We start from the raw sequence: 14,342 nt of genomic DNA, 5'->3' as shown, positions 1-14,342 counted from the left end.
GCTCAAAGCAAGCGTTCGATCGCCGCACGCACCTCCGCCGCATCCGGCTTCACCTTGCTCGGGAAGGTCGCCACCACCCGGCCGTCGCGGTCCACCAGATACTTGTGGAAGTTCCACGCCGGGGCCTCCGAACGGCGCGCCAGTTCGCGGAACAGCGGATGCGCCTGCGCGCCGCGCACGTGGATCGGCGCGAACATGTCGAAAGTCACCCCGTAGTTCAGGTAGCACACCTCCGCCGCCTTCTCCTCGTTGTCGGCCTCCTGGTCGAAGTCGTCCGACGCGAAACCGGCCACCCGCAGGCCCTTGTCCTTGTACTGCTGGTGGATCGCCTCCAGCTCGCGGAACTGGCTGGTAAAGCCGCAGTGGCTGGCGGTATTGACGATGAGCACCGGCTGCCCCGCCAGGCGGTCGGCCAGGCGTACCACCTCGCCCGAATGCAGGCGGCGCAACTCGTGCGCGAACAAACCGCTCGCGGCGGAGGTGTCGTCGGCGGAGGTAGTGGTCGGGAGCAGGGTGGCAGAAAGAGCGAACAGGGCGGGGAGCAGGGCGCGGCGCAACATGATCGGTGTCTCCGGTCGGGGGTGTCCGATAGACACTTGGGGCAGGCGCCGGGTTCGCCTGACGGGGAGAGTGTCGGTGGTGAAGGTCCACTCCGCAGCCCACAAGGAACATAAATGGTCCATCCCGTTAGCCCGTCGAACTTAGAGGGTAGAGTTGGAAGAGAGTTTTCGGGGAACGTGCATGCCACGGCAACTCACAATCAGTTCCCGCTGGGTAGTTGAACGGCAAGCTTGGGCTCAACCTCGGGCCCCGCAACTACCTAACGTCCCCACATACTTGACAAGTCGGCCTCGCTGCCGCGGCATCACCGGGTGAGCCACACCGCATCTGCCCTGTGTACTATGCAGGCTGCGGCAGACCTTCTTTAAGGCGCTGTCATGGCATAATTCATCAAAAAGGCAGCATAAGGCGCAAGTCCGCCCGGCCCGCCGGATGGGCTGCGCCATTATTTCTATGGCAGCGTTCAGATTCATAGACTTGTTCGCGGGACTAGGGGGCTTCCATGTCGCACTCGAGAAGCTCGGGGGCGAGTGCGTCTTCGCCGCCGAGATACAGTCGCACCTGCAGAAAGTCTACGAGGACAATTTCGGCCTCAAGCCGGAAGGCGACATCCGCAAGGTCATCCCCTCCGAGGTGCCGGACCATGACCTCCTGTGCGCCGGTTTTCCGTGCCAAGCCTTCTCCAAGGCCGGCGACCAAGCGGGTTTTAAGTGCTCTCGCCAAGGGACGTTGTTCTTCGACGTAGTCGCCATCCTGCAGGAGAAGCGCCCGCGCCAATTCATCCTCGAGAACGTGCCCAACCTGCTCAAGCACGACGAGGGCAAGACCTACGCGCGTATCAAGCAGGACCTCGAGGCCCTAGGGTACTGCGTGACCGAGCGGAAGTTTTCCCCGCACCACTTCGGCATCCCGCAGGTGCGGGAGCGCGCATACATCGTCGGCCGCCTCGAATCATTGGACGGCTTCGTTTGGCCGGAGCGCGAAAGCCACGCCACAGACATCACCGACGTGCTGGAGGATTCGCCGGCCGATGCGAAGGTGCTGGCCGAGCAGACCCGAGTATGCCTGACAGCGTGGAACCGCTTCCTTGAACTGTCCCCGGCGGAGGTGGCCCTGCCGTCGTTCCCCATCTGGTCCATGGAGTTCGGCGCCACCTACCCGTTTGAGGACACCACCCCATTCGCCGAGAGGGCGCGCGGAGGTGCGGAGGCCTTGGGAGCGTATCGGGGAACCCACGGCAGACCACTGGCGGGCCTGCCGCTCGACGATCAGTGGAAGGCCCTGCCGAGCCACGCCCGTACGGCGCAGGAACAGTTCCCTAAGTGGAAGAAGGACTTTATCCGCGCCAACCGCAAGTTCTACGCGGATAACCGCCATTGGATTGACCCATGGCTGCCTTCGGTCAAGTCCTTCATCTCGTCCCATCAAAAGTTCGAGTGGAACGTCCAAGGCGGGGAGAGAGACCTGTGGAAGTACGTTATCCAGTTCCGCGCCTCAGGTGTCCGTGTCAAGCGCCGCACCACCTCGCCCAGCCTGGTGGCAATGACAGACACTCAGGTGCCCATCATTGGCTGGCAGAAGCGCTACATGACGCCACGCGAGTGCGCAAAACTCCAGAGTCTAGGCGACCTAAAGCACCTACCAGAGCCACAGGGGCGGGCCTTCTCCGCCCTTGGTAATGCGGTCAATGCAAAGGTTGTTGAGAAGGTCGCACGCGCCCTGCTGGCCTGCGCGCGAACATTTGCAGAGCCCTCCCCCGAACCCCAAACACTCCTTGAACAAACTCTGTCATGAGAGTAGCCGAGCATGTGATTCCCGCCATCAATATCCGACCGGAAGTCACCATGCTCTCGGTCCTAAAGCATCTCAACTATAAGGCGTGGTTCGCGCTAGCCGAGTTCGTCGACAACAGCGTCCAGAGCTACCTCGCGAGCGCGGATGCCCTTCGGGCAGTGGAGGGGCCGGACTTCAAGTTAAGGGTGCGCATCGGACTGGACCCAGAGCACTCCCGACTGGAAATCAGTGACAACGCGGCGGGCATAGCGCTTGCCGACTTCGCCCGCGCCTTCCGGCCGGCCGAGATTCCGCCCGACCGCACGGGCCTGTCCGAATTCGGAATGGGCATGAAGGCGGCGGCATGCTGGTTTTCTGACCTGTGGAGCGTGCGCACCAAGGCGCTGGGCGACCCCGTGGAGCGCACGGTCCGCTTCGACATTGAAGCCATCGTCAGCAACCGAACCGAAATGCTGGAAGTCGAAGAGCGGCCAGCACCTCCCAGTGAGCATTACACCATCATCACGCTGGAGCGGCTCGGCGCAAAGTTCCCTCAGGCGCGGACGCAGAAGAAGTTGCGGGACCACCTCGCCAGTATCTACCGCGTCTTCCAGCGCCGCGGCGACCTCGAAATTCTGTGGGGCGACGAGGCCGAGCCGCTCGCCCATCCAGAGCCGGCTGTGTTGAGCGCGCCGCCCGCATCCGCCCTCGACGCCGAATCAGTCGAATGGCGCAAGGACATCGACGTGAATTTCGGCGAGGGCCGGCGCATTCACGGTTTCGCCGCCCTTCGCGCTGAGGGTTCGACGACGCACGCCGGCTTCGCGCTGTTCCGCCGGAACCGCCTGATTGTCGGGAGCGACGACGAGACTTTCCGCCCGCTGGAGATCTTCGGCAAGCTAAACAGCTTCCGCATGCAGCGCCTGTTCGGCGAACTACATGTCGAGGGCTTCGAGGTCTCACACACTAAGGACGGCTTCAAGTGGCACGAGTTGGAGCACTCCATGCTCGAGCGTCTGCACGACGCGTTAGAGGAGGAGCCTCTTAACCTGCTGCGCCAAGCGGAGCAGCACCGGGCTCGGCTCACCCGGGCCGCCGTGCAGCCGGCGGCGAAGCAGGCGACCGCCACCGTGTCCGCTGCTTTGGAGAGCACTGCCGGGCCCGTGTTAAGCGCCGAGCCAGACTCGTCGGCACTGGAGCAGATAGTGCCCAGTACGCCAAATCGGCTCGCTGCCGACCCGGTCGCTCAGCGCGCGGTGAACATCCTCGTGGACGACCACCGTTGGACCATCAATCTGCGCATGACCATGGACTCGGACGTGGACGAGTGGCTTCGCTTCGCGGACGAGACTGTCCCCCAGTTGTTCAGCGAACATGACGAGCACCGTCTGACGGTGGACGTCTCCCTTGCTCACCCGTTTGTTGAACGTTTCATCGGCCCGCACAACGAGAACATTGAACTCATCTTGCGCTTCGCCGCCGCCATCGCGGTGGCGCTGGCGCGCCTGCAGCGCGGCGGAGTCTCCTCCGCCACGCCGCTGCACTACATCAACCAACTGCTGCGGGAGTCCCTCGCAGGCAATCTGCCATGACCATCACCATCGAAGAGTTGCGCAGTATCGAGCCGGGCCTGCGCTGGGAGCCGTGCCAGCGCGAAGTGACCGAGGAGTTCCTGCGGCGCAAGGCGCTGGCGGGGGAGGCTGACGAGGAGGCGTTGCACACAGTGGCCTACGAGGCCCACCGCATCCTCGGCCGCTGCGTGCCGCCGATGGAGCCGGCTGGCAGCGGTACCGGTCTCGTGGTCGGCTACGTGCAGAGCGGCAAGACCCTGTCCTTTACGACACTGACCGCCTTGGCGCGCGACAACGGCTACGGCCTGGTCATCCTCATCGCCGGTACAATCGACAACCTGAAGTCGCAATCGCAAGAGCGTCTGAAGCAGGACCTAGGCGTATCGCCGGACAACCCCGGACAGCCGTGGGTGCTCATTGATAACCCTGCCCGAGACAACAGCGAGTTCGAGGCGCTGCGCGGACTGCTCCAGCGCTGGCGCTCACCGGCGCTCAGCCCGCGCAAGAAGAAGACCATTCTCGTCACCGTACTTAAGCAGCACCAGCGGTTGGCCAATCTCGTGGAGTGCTTGTCTGCCCTGTCCGCCATCCTGCAGGGCATTCCATGCCTCGTTATCGACGACGAGGCCGACCAGGCCAGCCTCAACAACTTCGCCGCCAAAAACCAGAAGACGCGCCAGAACGCCCTCAGCGCGAACTACCGCGAGGTGCTGAACCTCAAGGCGGTGCTGCCACATCACACCTACCTGCAATACACCGCCACGCCGCAGGCGCCCTTGCTCATCGGCCTCACCGACATCTTGTCGCCCGACTTCGCTGAGACGCTAACGCCCGGACGGGGCTACACTGGCGGACAGACGCTATTCCAGCCAGGCGCACCCTACGCGAAAGTCATCCCTGATGCCGAGGCGGTGGCGACCGCCGCCTCCCACCCAGCCGCCCCACCCTCGCTCGTGTCCGCCCTGAAGGTATACCTGCTCGGCGCCTGCGCCCATGCGCTGGCTGAGCAAAACTCTAATCGCTCGATGATGGTGCATCCGTCGCAGCAGACCGCACCGCACACACAGTACATCGCTTGGCTGACTCAACTCATCGGCGAGTGGCGGTCTCGGCTGCCAGTGCGGGCGCTGCGCGACGCCCTCATGGCCGAGTTCACCGACGCCCACGTGGACCTGCAGAGGACCGTGGGTGAGGCGCTGCCGAGCCTATCCGACCTGTTCACAAAGATGGACGAGGTGCTCCACATTGTCAGGGTTCGGGAGGTCAACTCGACGGGCAAGGGGGCTGCTGCCATCCGCTGGGGCGATAACGAGTACTGGATTCTGGTGGGCGGGCAGAAGCTGGACCGAGGCTATACAGTAAAGGGCCTCACCGTGACCTACATGCCGCGACCACTTGGCGTCGGGAACGCCGACAACATTCAGCAGCGCGCCCGCTTCTACGGCTACAAGGCCAGCTACCTTGGCTACTGCCGCGTGTATGTGCGGCAGGACGTGAAGACCGCCTTCGAGGGCTATGTCGAACACGAGAGCTTCATCCGAAGCGAACTCGAGAGTTCGCGGGGCCAGCCGCTGAAGGAGTGGCGCCGCCGCTTCATCCTGGCTGACCGGCTCCAGCCGACGCGGCGCAGCGTGATGGGCATCAAGCTGGATGAGGTCACCACGGCAGAATGGCTGTTCCCTGGCGCCGCGCATGTCGGAAAACCTGCCGTAGCACACAACCGCATTGTGTTCGACCGCTTCCTGCAGCATCTGCGTACCCGCTACGTGGAGCTTGCCGCACACGAGGTGGACCCGGAGCGCTATCTCGACAAACGTGCCAATTCGTCCCGCAACAAACTCTTCGAGGCGGTATCCGTGGCTGATGTGTGCGCCCATCTCATTGACGAAATGCAATTCGGCACAGTGGAGGATGCGACGGAGCGCATGGCTATCAGCGTGGCCCTTGGGCGGCTGCTGGCTGGCGCCCCGGATGCCACGTGTGACGTTTTCCTCGTCGGCGACATGGTTGAGCAGGGTCGCTCCCTGACGAAGAGGGGCACCATCAACCAAGTGTTCTCAGGCAAGTCGCCGAACACATCCGACCGGGCAAACCTGAAGTATTGCGGCGACCGAGAACTCCGTAGCGACAACCGCGTGACGGTGCATCTGCGCAAGTTCCACTTCCTCATCTCAAAGGTGCCGCCGCAGTCAGGGGACGCCAGTTCCGACGTGCCATGGTTCGCCATCCACCTTCCGGATGAGTTGAAGCGGCGCATCCTCCTGCAGGCGGCGGCGTGAGATGAACATCTGGGAGCGCTTCGGGACGCTAGCTCCAGCGGAGGATGCGGCTTGGCCGGCACTGCGGCTGTACAGCGCGGAGTCACACTATTTGGCGAAGGGAACCGCAGGCGAGCCAGTGTTCCTACTGAAGGTGCAACGCCGACGGGTGCCACGTGTCCCCCTCAGTCTGCGCCATGTACAGGTCGAGTTCGAGGTCGACTGCGCCGTGCGCGACCCGGACGACGCGGACGGCGGCACGGTCTCCGCCACCTTCTGCAGGGTCGTCTGTGACCTAGCCGCCCCCGGTCTTCATCCGCTTTTCGTGAATGCGCTGGCCGGCGCCGTGGAGGGGCTGCCGCCGGCGCTGTCTCCCGCGGAGACCGACCGCTTCTTCGACGACGCCGTTGAGTTGTTCCGCCTCTTTGCTGCTCCCGCGAGGAACTCGGTGCTCGGCCTCTGGGGTGAGTTGTTCGTCATCGCCGCATCGCCCTTTCCGGATGCGCTCGTGACTGGCTGGCACGTTTCGCCTGAGCAGACCTTCGATTTCGTATTCCCCACCGTGCGCCTTGAGGTCAAGACGACGGCCCGCGGTAGCCGGCAGCACGAATTCGCGCTCGCGCAGTTGCGCGCGCCCCAACTGCCCGTGTACGTCGCCAGCTTGATGGTGGAACAAGGCGACGCCGGTGACAGCGTATTCGACCTCGCAAACGCTATCCAGGATGGACTCTCATCGCCCAACCGCGCAAAGCTGTGGCGGCTGCTGGCCCAGTCCTTGGGCGGTGAGGCGGACGGTGCAGCCCAGGTGCGCTTTATCCAAACCTCGGCTCGGAATTCACTGCGTTTCTACGATGCGGCCGAACTGCCAGCGCCTGAGATTCCCGCTGTCGCTGGGGGCTGTATTTCGGCCGTACGCTTCTCTCTCGACATCGACCGTGCGCTGCCGCTCCAGGATGTGCCCCCGGCAACAGTCTGGCTCGCCACTGCTTCAAGCATCGTGCGCTAACCCGTGCGACCAGGGTACAAAGTGCGGGCTCGACGGGGGGCAGAGTAGCCGGCCCCCGCCATCCTGAACTCCCCTAAATTCTTGTTTTCCAGTAGGACGAGGGCATGGGCGAATGCTAGCTAACGACCGCAGGCCACCAAATTGCCGACCTTCACCCCGTTGAAGGTCAAATGTCTCCTTTGGTTCGATAGCTGTCGGAGTGCCACTTCTGGTTGGCCCTGCGCTGTGCTCGGAGTTTTAGCCAGCCCGCCTTCCAGAGGGCCAGAGGCCAAGCTCAGGGGCTGAAACCGTGTAGTCCTGTCTTTATCTTGCATGGCGTAGTCGATAAAGCTACAGTCGTAGCAAATGGAGCTACGAGCATGCTGATGGAGCTACTCTTCGGAACCTATCGCCAGCGGGTATTGAGCCTGCTGCTGCTGCATCCCGATTCAAGCTATTACGTGCGGGAGCTGGCGCGCCTGACCGGTACCAACGCCGGAACCCTGCACAAGGAGTTGACGCGCCTGGCGCAGGCCGGCCTGCTGCTGCGCCAGGAGCAGGGCAATCAGGTGCGCTACCAGGCCAACCGTGCCTGCCCTGTGTTCCCGGAGTTGGCAGGTCTGTTCCGCAAGACCTGCGGCCTGGTGGATGTGCTGGCCGATGCCTTGCGGCCGCTGGCTGATGAGATCTTGCTGGCCTTTGTTTTTGGCTCGATGGCGCGCGGTGAGGAGCAGGCGGGCAGTGATGTCGATATCATGGTGATCGGCACGCCGGCCTTTGCTGAGGTGGTGAAGGCGCTGTACCCGACTCAGGACATCCTGCAGCGCGAGATCAACCCGGTGATCTACACCGCGGATGAGGTCCGCCGGCGTATCGAGGCGGGTGATGCCTTCACTCGCGAACTGCTGGCCAAGCCCAAACTCTGGGTGATCGGAACCGAGCATGACCTTGGAAAACTTGCTGGCGATTCACAAGCTGCAGAACTTTGAGCCGAGTGCTGCCGGTGTGCAACGCCTGCTGGCAGCCGCCGAACGCAATCTGGTCGATGCCGGGATTGCCGCTCTGAGCGCAGAAAACCGCTTTGATGCGGCCTACAAGGCCATCATGCAGTGCGCGATGATCGGCCTGTGGGCCAATGGCTACCGCACCTCCACAAGTCAGCCGGGCCATCACCAGACGGCCTTGCAGGTTCTACCGAAGACGCTCGATCTGTCGCAGGACCGGGTGATCGTTCTGGATGCCTTGCGCAAGCAACGCAATCTCAGTGATTACGAAGGTGACCCGGTCAGCGATGGCGCGGTAGATGAGTGCTGCAAACAGGCGGCCCTGCTGCTGGCCGATACCCGGGCATGGTTGGAGAAACATCGCCCCGACTTGCTGACAGGCCGGGCCTGACTTGACCGCAGGCCTGCCCGGACGCAGGCGTCTGCCGAGGCGGAGCGATGCGGCCCCGCCTGGTCACCCCTTCTTCACATCGACCAACGGCACTACCCCCGGAAACTCGAAGCGCTTGCGCCCCGGCTCCATCTCGGTGAGCGGGGCGCAGGCGGTCAGCGTGGACAGGCTGCGCACGGTGAGGTCCTGGTAGCAGCGCGTGCCGTCCACCTTCCAGGCCATTTCCTCTTCCGAGAGCGCGCGCATCACCTTGGCCGGCATGCCCGCGGCGAGCATGCGAGGGGGGATTTCCATGCCGGCCTTGACGAAGGCGCAGGCGCCGACGATGGCCGATTCGCCGACGATGGCGTTGTCCATGATCACCGCGTTCATGCCGATCAGCGCGTTCTTGCCGACGCGGCAGCCGTGCAGCACGGCGCCGTGGCCGACGTGGCCGTCCTGTTCGATGACGGTGTCGGTGCCGGGGAAGCCGTGCATCACGCAGGTGTCCTGGATGTTGCTGCCTTCTTCCAGCACGATGCGGCCGAAGTCGCCGCGCAGGGAGGCGAGCGGGGCGACGTAGCAGCGCGGGCCGACGATGACGTCGCCGATCAGTACGGCGTCGGGGTGGACGAAGGCGTCCGGGTGGATGACCGGGCGCAGGCCGTCGATTTCGTAGCAGGGCATGGGGTGGATTCCTTCGTAGCCCGGATGTAGGCCGCAGGCCGGAATCCGGGGGCATGGGTGACAGAGGCGGTTGAGTCCCGGATTGCGCTGCGCTTCATCCGGGCTACGGCTGTCAGGGTGGGGATGGGTTTTGACGAGGCGTCGGGGAATGTCCGTTTCGCCGGCTGGAAACCCATCCCCCTCCTGTCCTCCCCCTTGAAGGGGGAGGAACGCAAGTAATGGGCTGCGGGAGCAAACCTACCTGCGCCCTCCCTTGAAGGGAAGGGACCTGCTAACGAGCTTACTCGACGTGATAGCGGCGTTGCACCACGCGGAAGCGGTTGGCGACGAAGGCGGCGTCCGAGTAGGCGGCGTTGGCGGCCGGGTTCATGCCTACGCCGTGGTAGTCGGAGAAGGCCGCGGACTGGTTCACGAACACCCCGCCGGTGAGGTTGATCGACAGCGCGACGCCGGCGTTGAGGGTGGCTTCGGTCATGGCGTCGAGGATCTCGGGGCGGGTCGAGTACACGCCTACGGTGAGCGCGCCGTGTTCGCGCACCATGCGCTCGGAGAGCGCCACCGCGGCGGCGCCGTCGGCGACCTTGACCACGAAGGCGATGGGGCCGAAGCGTTCTTCCATGTAGTTCGCCTCGTCGGCGGCGTCGCAGGCGAGCAGCACCGGGGTGCGTACCTGGGCGCCGGGGAACTCGGGGTGCTCGATCCTGGAGGAGGCGAGCACCACCTTGCCGTACTGGCCGGACTGGCATTCCTCGATGCGCGCCAGCGTGGCTTCGGACTGGATGGCGCCGAGCACCGCGGTGGCCACGGCCGGGTCGGACAGGAACTTGCTGATCGCCGCGCCCAGGTCGGCCGCGACTTCGTCATAGCTCTTGTGGCCCTGGTCGGTATCGATGCCGCCGGCCGGTACCAGGATGGCCTGGGTGGTGGTGCACATCTGGCCGGAGTACAGGCTGAGCGTGAAGGCCAGGTTGCGCAGCATGGCCTTGTAGCTGTCGGTGGATTCGATGACCACGTTGTTCACGCCGGCCAGTTCGGCATACACCTGGGCCTGGCGGGCGTTGTCCAGCAGCCACTGGCCGAAGACGTTGCCGCCGGTGAAGTCGATGGATTTCACCGCCGGGTGGGTGGCCAGCGCCTGGGTGGCGGCGCGCTTCTCCACCACCGCCAGGGTGACCAGGTTGGGGTCCAGGCCCTGCTCGGCGAGCACTTCGCGGATGATGCGCACGGTGATGGCGGCGGGCAGGATGGCGTTGCTGTGCGGCTTGACGATGACCGGGTTGCCGGTGGCCAGCGCGGCGAACAGGCCGGGGTAGGTGTTCCAGGTGGGGAAGGTGCCGCAGCCCACCACCAGCGCCACGCCGCGGCCGACGATTTCGTAGTGCTTCTGCATCTTCAGCGCGGGGTTCTTGCCCTGCGGCTTCTCCCAGATGGTGGTGGCCGGGATGCGGCTCATCTCGTCCCAGGCGTAGGCCACGGCTTCCAGCCCGCGGTCCTGCGCGTGCGGGCCGCCGGCCTGGAAGGCCATCATCCAGCCCTGGCCGGTGGTGTACATCACCGCGTGGGCGATTTCAAAGCTCTTCTTGTTCAGGCGGTCGAGGATCTCCAGGCACACCCCGACGCGGCCTTCGGCGCCGATCTTGCGCCAGCCCGGCATGGCGGCCTGGGCGGCGGCGATCAGTGCGTCCACGTCGCACACCGGGTAGCGCACGTCCAGCTTCACGCCGTAGGGGCTTTTCTCCGGCGCGGCCCAGCCGCTGGCGCCGGGCTGGTCGAGCACGAAGTCCTGGCCGGCCAGCGCTTCCACTGCGGACTTGCCGTCGGCCATGGCGGTTTCGCCATAAACCTTGGGGCTGGGCATCTCGGGGTAGGGCGTCCAGTAGCCGCGGGTGTGGATGGCGTTGATGGCCGCATCCAGGGTGGCGCGGTGCTTGTCGAACAAGGGGTGAACCATGGTGTCTCCTCCAGTGGCGGCGTCTGCTGCGCCGCGTGCATTCAGGCGATGGGTCGAAGCTGCAATGCAGCAAAAAATTGTGCTTGTTTTTTGATCTGGATCAAGATTACTATTGATTGACCGGTCGGTCAAACAACGAAAACAGATGGCCGGCGAGAGGGCGAAAAGCCCCGCGAACAAGTGAGACAGCGTGCGCCAGCGCACGCAAAAGCACAAGGATGGAGGAGACACCATGAGCACTGCCGGCGCCGCCCCGACCCGGTCGTTCGAAACCATAGCCTTCAGCGTGGACGCGGGTGTAGCCACCCTCACGCTGAACCGCCCGGACCGCCTCAACAGCTTCAACGACCAGATGCACGCCGAAGTGCGCGAGGCGCTCGCCGCGGTGCGCGCCGGGCGTGCCGACGGCAGCGTGCGCGTGCTGGTGCTGACCGGCGCCGGGCGCGGCTTCTGCGCCGGGCAGGATCTCTCCGACCGCGCGGTGGCCGCCGGCGACGAGGCCCCGGACTTGGGCGCTTCGGTCGAACGCAACTACAAGCCGCTGGTGCTCGCGCTGCGTGCGCTCGACCTGCCGGTGATCGCCGCGGTCAATGGCGTGGCCGCCGGCGCCGGCGCCAACATCGCGCTGGCCTGCGATCTGGTGTTCGCCGCGCGTTCGGCGAGCTTCATCCAGTCCTTCGCCAAGCTCGGGCTGATCCCCGACACCGGCGGCACCTGGATACTGCCGCGCCTGCTCGGGCCGGCGCGTGCCATGGGCCTCGCGCTGCTGGGCGACAAGCTGCCGGCCGAACAGGCCGAACAATGGGGGCTGATCTGGAAGTGCGTGGACGACGAGGCGCTGATGCCCACCGTGCAGCAGGTCGCTGCCGCACTCGCGCAGGGGCCGACCTTCGGCTATGCGCAGACCAAGCGCCTGATCTGGGGCAGTTCCACCGAGGATTTCGAGGCGCAGCTCAACCAGGAGCGCGCGGCGATGACCGTGTGCGGCCAATCCGACGACTACCGTGAAGGCGTGGCCGCCTTCATGGAAAAGCGCGCGCCGCGTTTCACCGGAAAGTAGGAGCGGCCTTGGCCGCGATCCTGCGGCGATTGGCCTCCGAACCCGTTGCATCGCGGCCAAGGCCGCTCCTACGGGGGGCTCGAACGATGACACAAGGGAATTCTGCATGACCGCGCTGGGTTCGAACGTGAAGGTGCTGGTGGTCGGCGCCGGTGCCATGGGTAGCGGCATCGCCCAGGTGGCGGCCGTGGCCGGCCATACCGTTTACCTGTATGACACCCGTGCCGAGGCGGCCGACAAGGGGCGCGCCGGCATCGTGGCGGCGCTCGACAAGCTGGCCGCCAAGGGCCGCATCAGCGCCGAAGCCGCGCAGGCCGCCGCCGGGCGCGTCCTGCCGGTGAGCGAACTGGCCGCCGCGCGCGACGCCGGGCTGGCGGTGGAAGCCATCGTCGAGGATCTGGCGGTCAAGCGCGCGCTGTTCGCCGAACTGGAAGGCCTGCTGGCCGACGATGCCATCCTCGCCAGCAACACCTCCTCGCTGTCGATCACCGCGCTCGCCGCCCCGCTGGCCCGCCCGGAGCGCGTGGCCGGCCTGCACTTCTTCAACCCGGCGCCGGTGATGAAGCTGGTCGAGGTGGTGTCGGGGCTCGCCACCGATCAGAAGGTGGCCGCCACCCTGCATGCAACCGCGCGCGCCTGGGGCAAGGTCGCGGTACATGCCAGATCCACCCCCGGCTTCATCGTCAATCGCGTCGCCCGCCCCTATTACGCCGAGGCGCTGCGGGTGCTGGGCGAAGGCGCGGCCGATGTGGCTACGCTGGACGCGGTGCTGCGCGAAGGCTGCGGCTTCCCGATGGGCCCCTTCGAGCTGATGGACCTGATCGGCCACGACGTGAACTTCGCCGTGACCTCCTCGGTGTTCGATGCCTACTTCCAGGACAAGCGCTTCACCCCCAGCCTGATCCAGCAGGAGCTGGTGCTCGCCGGTCGCCTCGGGCGCAAGAGCGGGCGTGGTTTCTACGATTACGCGGAAGGCGCCGAGCGCGCCCAGCCGGCGGCGGAGCCCGCACAGCAGGGCGAAGCCGCGGTGGCCGTGGTCGGCGACCTGGGCGTGGCCGCCGGCCTGATCGCCCGCCTGGAAAGCGCCGGCATCAAGGTGCAGCGCAAGCCGGGCAGGTCCGAGCACGGCGCCGGCTGGCTGGAGATCGGCGGCGCGCGGCTGATGCTGTCCGACGGCCGTACTGCCACCCGCCGCGCGGCGGAAGAGGGCGTGCCCAACCTGGTGCTGTTCGACCTCTGCCTGGACTACGCCGCCACGCCGCGCCTGGCGCTGGCGGTGGCCGACCAGTGCGGCACCGGCGCTTGGCGTGCGGTGGTCGGCACCCTGCAGGCCGCCGGCCTGGCGGTGAGCCGGCTGGACGACGTCGCCGGCCTGCTCGGCCTGCGCACCGTCGCCATGCTGGCCAACGAGGCCGCCGACGCGGTGCTGGCCGGCATCGGCTCCGCCGCCGACATCGACACCGCGATGCGCTACGGCACCAACTACCCCAAGGGGCCGCTGGCCTGGGCGGACGAGCTGGGCGCGGCCCATCTGGTGCGCGTGCTCGCCAACCTTGCCACGCACTACTTCGACACCCGTTACCGCACGTCGCCCTTGCTGCAGCGCAAGGCCATTACCGGAGCCGCCTTCCATGAGTGAAGCGAATTACAGAGACATCACCGAAGGGCTGGACCCGCAGACCGTGGCCGAGCGCGTGCGCGACGGCATGTTTGCCAACGACCGCGCCTCGCAGGGCCTGGGCATGGAGATCACCGGCATCGGCCCCGGCTACGCGAAGATCACCATGCCGGTGCGCGAGGACATGCTCAACGGCTTCCGCATCTGCCACGGCGGCTTCATCACCACGCTGGCCGATTCCGCCTTTGCCTTCTCGTGCAACAGCTACAACGAACAGACGGTTGCCTCGGGCATCAGCGTGGACTTCATGGCCCCGGGACGTCCGGGCGATCTGCTGACCGCGGAGGCCAGGGAAGTTTTCGTTGCCGGGCGCACCGGCGTGTATGACATTACCGTCACCAACCAGAAGGGCGAGCTGATCGCGGTGATGCGCGGCAAGTCCTACCGGCTCAAGGGCCGGGCGGTGGTCGACCTGTAGGGACAATCAACCGGCCGAGCGGCGGA

Annotated in this window: 12 protein-coding genes; 9 read left to right on the top strand and 3 right to left on the bottom strand. The window is 65.6% G+C overall.

Annotation, left to right across the window (positions count from 1 at the left end; genetic code table 11):
- Positions 1 to 2: 2 nt before the first annotated feature.
- A complete protein-coding gene (locus tag IAI53_RS10895) occupies positions 3 to 560 on the bottom strand; it encodes a glutathione peroxidase (RefSeq protein ID WP_187718230.1) in 558 nt (185 codons plus the stop codon).
- Positions 561 to 993: 433 nt separating this feature from the next.
- Here IAI53_RS10895 and IAI53_RS10890 point away from each other — a divergent pair, with 433 nt between their 5' ends.
- The 6 genes from IAI53_RS10890 (at position 994) to IAI53_RS10865 (ending at position 8,543) form a co-directional block, all read left to right on the top strand.
- Positions 994 to 2,355, top strand: a complete 1,362-nt coding sequence (locus tag IAI53_RS10890; protein WP_225433298.1) for a DNA cytosine methyltransferase — start codon at positions 994 to 996, stop codon at positions 2,353 to 2,355.
- Positions 2,352 to 3,926 carry an ATP-binding protein gene (locus IAI53_RS10885; protein WP_222948279.1) on the top strand — a complete coding sequence of 525 codons (1,575 nt, stop codon included), beginning with the start codon at positions 2,352 to 2,354 and terminating at the stop codon, positions 3,924 to 3,926. The genes IAI53_RS10890 and IAI53_RS10885 overlap by 4 nt, the downstream gene beginning before the upstream one ends.
- Positions 3,923 to 6,184 carry a Z1 domain-containing protein gene (locus IAI53_RS10880; RefSeq protein ID WP_187718229.1) on the top strand — a complete coding sequence of 754 codons (2,262 nt, stop codon included), beginning with the start codon at positions 3,923 to 3,925 and terminating at the stop codon, positions 6,182 to 6,184. Before IAI53_RS10885 ends, IAI53_RS10880 begins: the two co-directional genes overlap by 4 nt.
- A gap of 1 nt (position 6,185) precedes the next feature.
- Positions 6,186 to 7,169 carry a PD-(D/E)XK motif protein gene (locus IAI53_RS10875; protein WP_187718228.1) on the top strand — a complete coding sequence of 328 codons (984 nt, stop codon included), beginning with the start codon at positions 6,186 to 6,188 and terminating at the stop codon, positions 7,167 to 7,169.
- 359 nt (positions 7,170 to 7,528) lie between these two features.
- Positions 7,529 to 8,137 carry a nucleotidyltransferase domain-containing protein gene (locus IAI53_RS10870; RefSeq protein ID WP_187718227.1) on the top strand — a complete coding sequence of 203 codons (609 nt, stop codon included), beginning with the start codon at positions 7,529 to 7,531 and terminating at the stop codon, positions 8,135 to 8,137.
- Positions 8,091 to 8,543 carry a DNA-binding protein gene (locus IAI53_RS10865; RefSeq protein ID WP_187718226.1) on the top strand — a complete coding sequence of 151 codons (453 nt, stop codon included), beginning with the start codon at positions 8,091 to 8,093 and terminating at the stop codon, positions 8,541 to 8,543. Before IAI53_RS10870 ends, IAI53_RS10865 begins: the two co-directional genes overlap by 47 nt.
- A 63-nt stretch (positions 8,544 to 8,606) precedes the next feature.
- Here IAI53_RS10865 and paaY read toward each other — a convergent pair whose 3' ends face one another.
- Positions 8,607 to 9,209: a phenylacetic acid degradation protein PaaY gene (paaY, locus tag IAI53_RS10860; RefSeq protein WP_187718225.1), complete on the bottom strand. Its 603-nt coding sequence runs from the start codon at positions 9,207 to 9,209 to the stop codon at positions 8,607 to 8,609.
- Positions 9,210 to 9,489: 280 nt separating this feature from the next.
- Complete coding sequence (gene paaN, locus IAI53_RS10855; protein ID WP_187718224.1) at positions 9,490 to 11,160, bottom strand: phenylacetic acid degradation protein PaaN; 1,671 nt, start codon at positions 11,158 to 11,160, stop codon at positions 9,490 to 9,492.
- A 232-nt stretch (positions 11,161 to 11,392) separates the two neighbouring features.
- On the opposite strand from paaN, the gene paaG reads away from it, so the two are divergent.
- The 3 genes from paaG (at position 11,393) to paaI (ending at position 14,316) form a co-directional block, all read left to right on the top strand.
- A complete protein-coding gene (gene paaG / locus IAI53_RS10850; protein WP_187718223.1) occupies positions 11,393 to 12,220 on the top strand; it encodes a 2-(1,2-epoxy-1,2-dihydrophenyl)acetyl-CoA isomerase PaaG in 828 nt (275 codons plus the stop codon).
- Between the two features lie 106 nt (positions 12,221 to 12,326).
- A complete protein-coding gene (gene paaH, locus IAI53_RS10845) occupies positions 12,327 to 13,859 on the top strand; it encodes a 3-hydroxyacyl-CoA dehydrogenase PaaH (protein ID WP_187718222.1) in 1,533 nt (510 codons plus the stop codon).
- Positions 13,852 to 14,316: a hydroxyphenylacetyl-CoA thioesterase PaaI gene (paaI, locus tag IAI53_RS10840; RefSeq protein ID WP_187718221.1), complete on the top strand. Its 465-nt coding sequence runs from the start codon at positions 13,852 to 13,854 to the stop codon at positions 14,314 to 14,316. Before paaH ends, paaI begins: the two co-directional genes overlap by 8 nt.
- Positions 14,317 to 14,342: the final 26 nt, after the last annotated feature.

Source organism: Thauera sedimentorum, assembly GCF_014489115.1.
In the GTDB taxonomy this organism is placed as follows: domain Bacteria; phylum Pseudomonadota; class Gammaproteobacteria; order Burkholderiales; family Rhodocyclaceae; genus Pseudothauera; species Pseudothauera sedimentorum.
The sequence above is the reverse complement of the archived record's forward strand: the minus strand, read 5'-3'. Positions and strand labels throughout refer to the sequence as shown.

Bases quoted from the DNA above. Each gene is read 5' to 3' on its own strand.
- IAI53_RS10875 (WP_187718228.1), top strand. From the start codon at position 6,186: ATGAACATCTGGGAGCGCTTCGGGACGCTAGCTCCAGCGGAGGATGCG.
- IAI53_RS10890 (WP_225433298.1), top strand. From the start codon at position 994: ATGGGCTGCGCCATTATTTCTATGGCAGCGTTCAGATTCATAGACTTG.
- paaI (WP_187718221.1), top strand. From the start codon at position 13,852: ATGAGTGAAGCGAATTACAGAGACATCACCGAAGGGCTGGACCCGCAG.
- IAI53_RS10880 (WP_187718229.1), top strand. From the start codon at position 3,923: ATGACCATCACCATCGAAGAGTTGCGCAGTATCGAGCCGGGCCTGCGC.
- IAI53_RS10870 (WP_187718227.1), top strand. From the start codon at position 7,529: ATGCTGATGGAGCTACTCTTCGGAACCTATCGCCAGCGGGTATTGAGC.
- paaG (WP_187718223.1), top strand. From the start codon at position 11,393: ATGAGCACTGCCGGCGCCGCCCCGACCCGGTCGTTCGAAACCATAGCC.
- IAI53_RS10895 (WP_187718230.1), bottom strand. From the start codon at position 560: ATGTTGCGCCGCGCCCTGCTCCCCGCCCTGTTCGCTCTTTCTGCCACC.
- paaY (WP_187718225.1), bottom strand. From the start codon at position 9,209: ATGCCCTGCTACGAAATCGACGGCCTGCGCCCGGTCATCCACCCGGAC.
- IAI53_RS10865 (WP_187718226.1), top strand. From the start codon at position 8,091: ATGACCTTGGAAAACTTGCTGGCGATTCACAAGCTGCAGAACTTTGAG.
- paaN (WP_187718224.1), bottom strand. From the start codon at position 11,160: ATGGTTCACCCCTTGTTCGACAAGCACCGCGCCACCCTGGATGCGGCC.
- paaH (WP_187718222.1), top strand. From the start codon at position 12,327: ATGACCGCGCTGGGTTCGAACGTGAAGGTGCTGGTGGTCGGCGCCGGT.
- IAI53_RS10885 (WP_222948279.1), top strand. From the start codon at position 2,352: ATGAGAGTAGCCGAGCATGTGATTCCCGCCATCAATATCCGACCGGAA.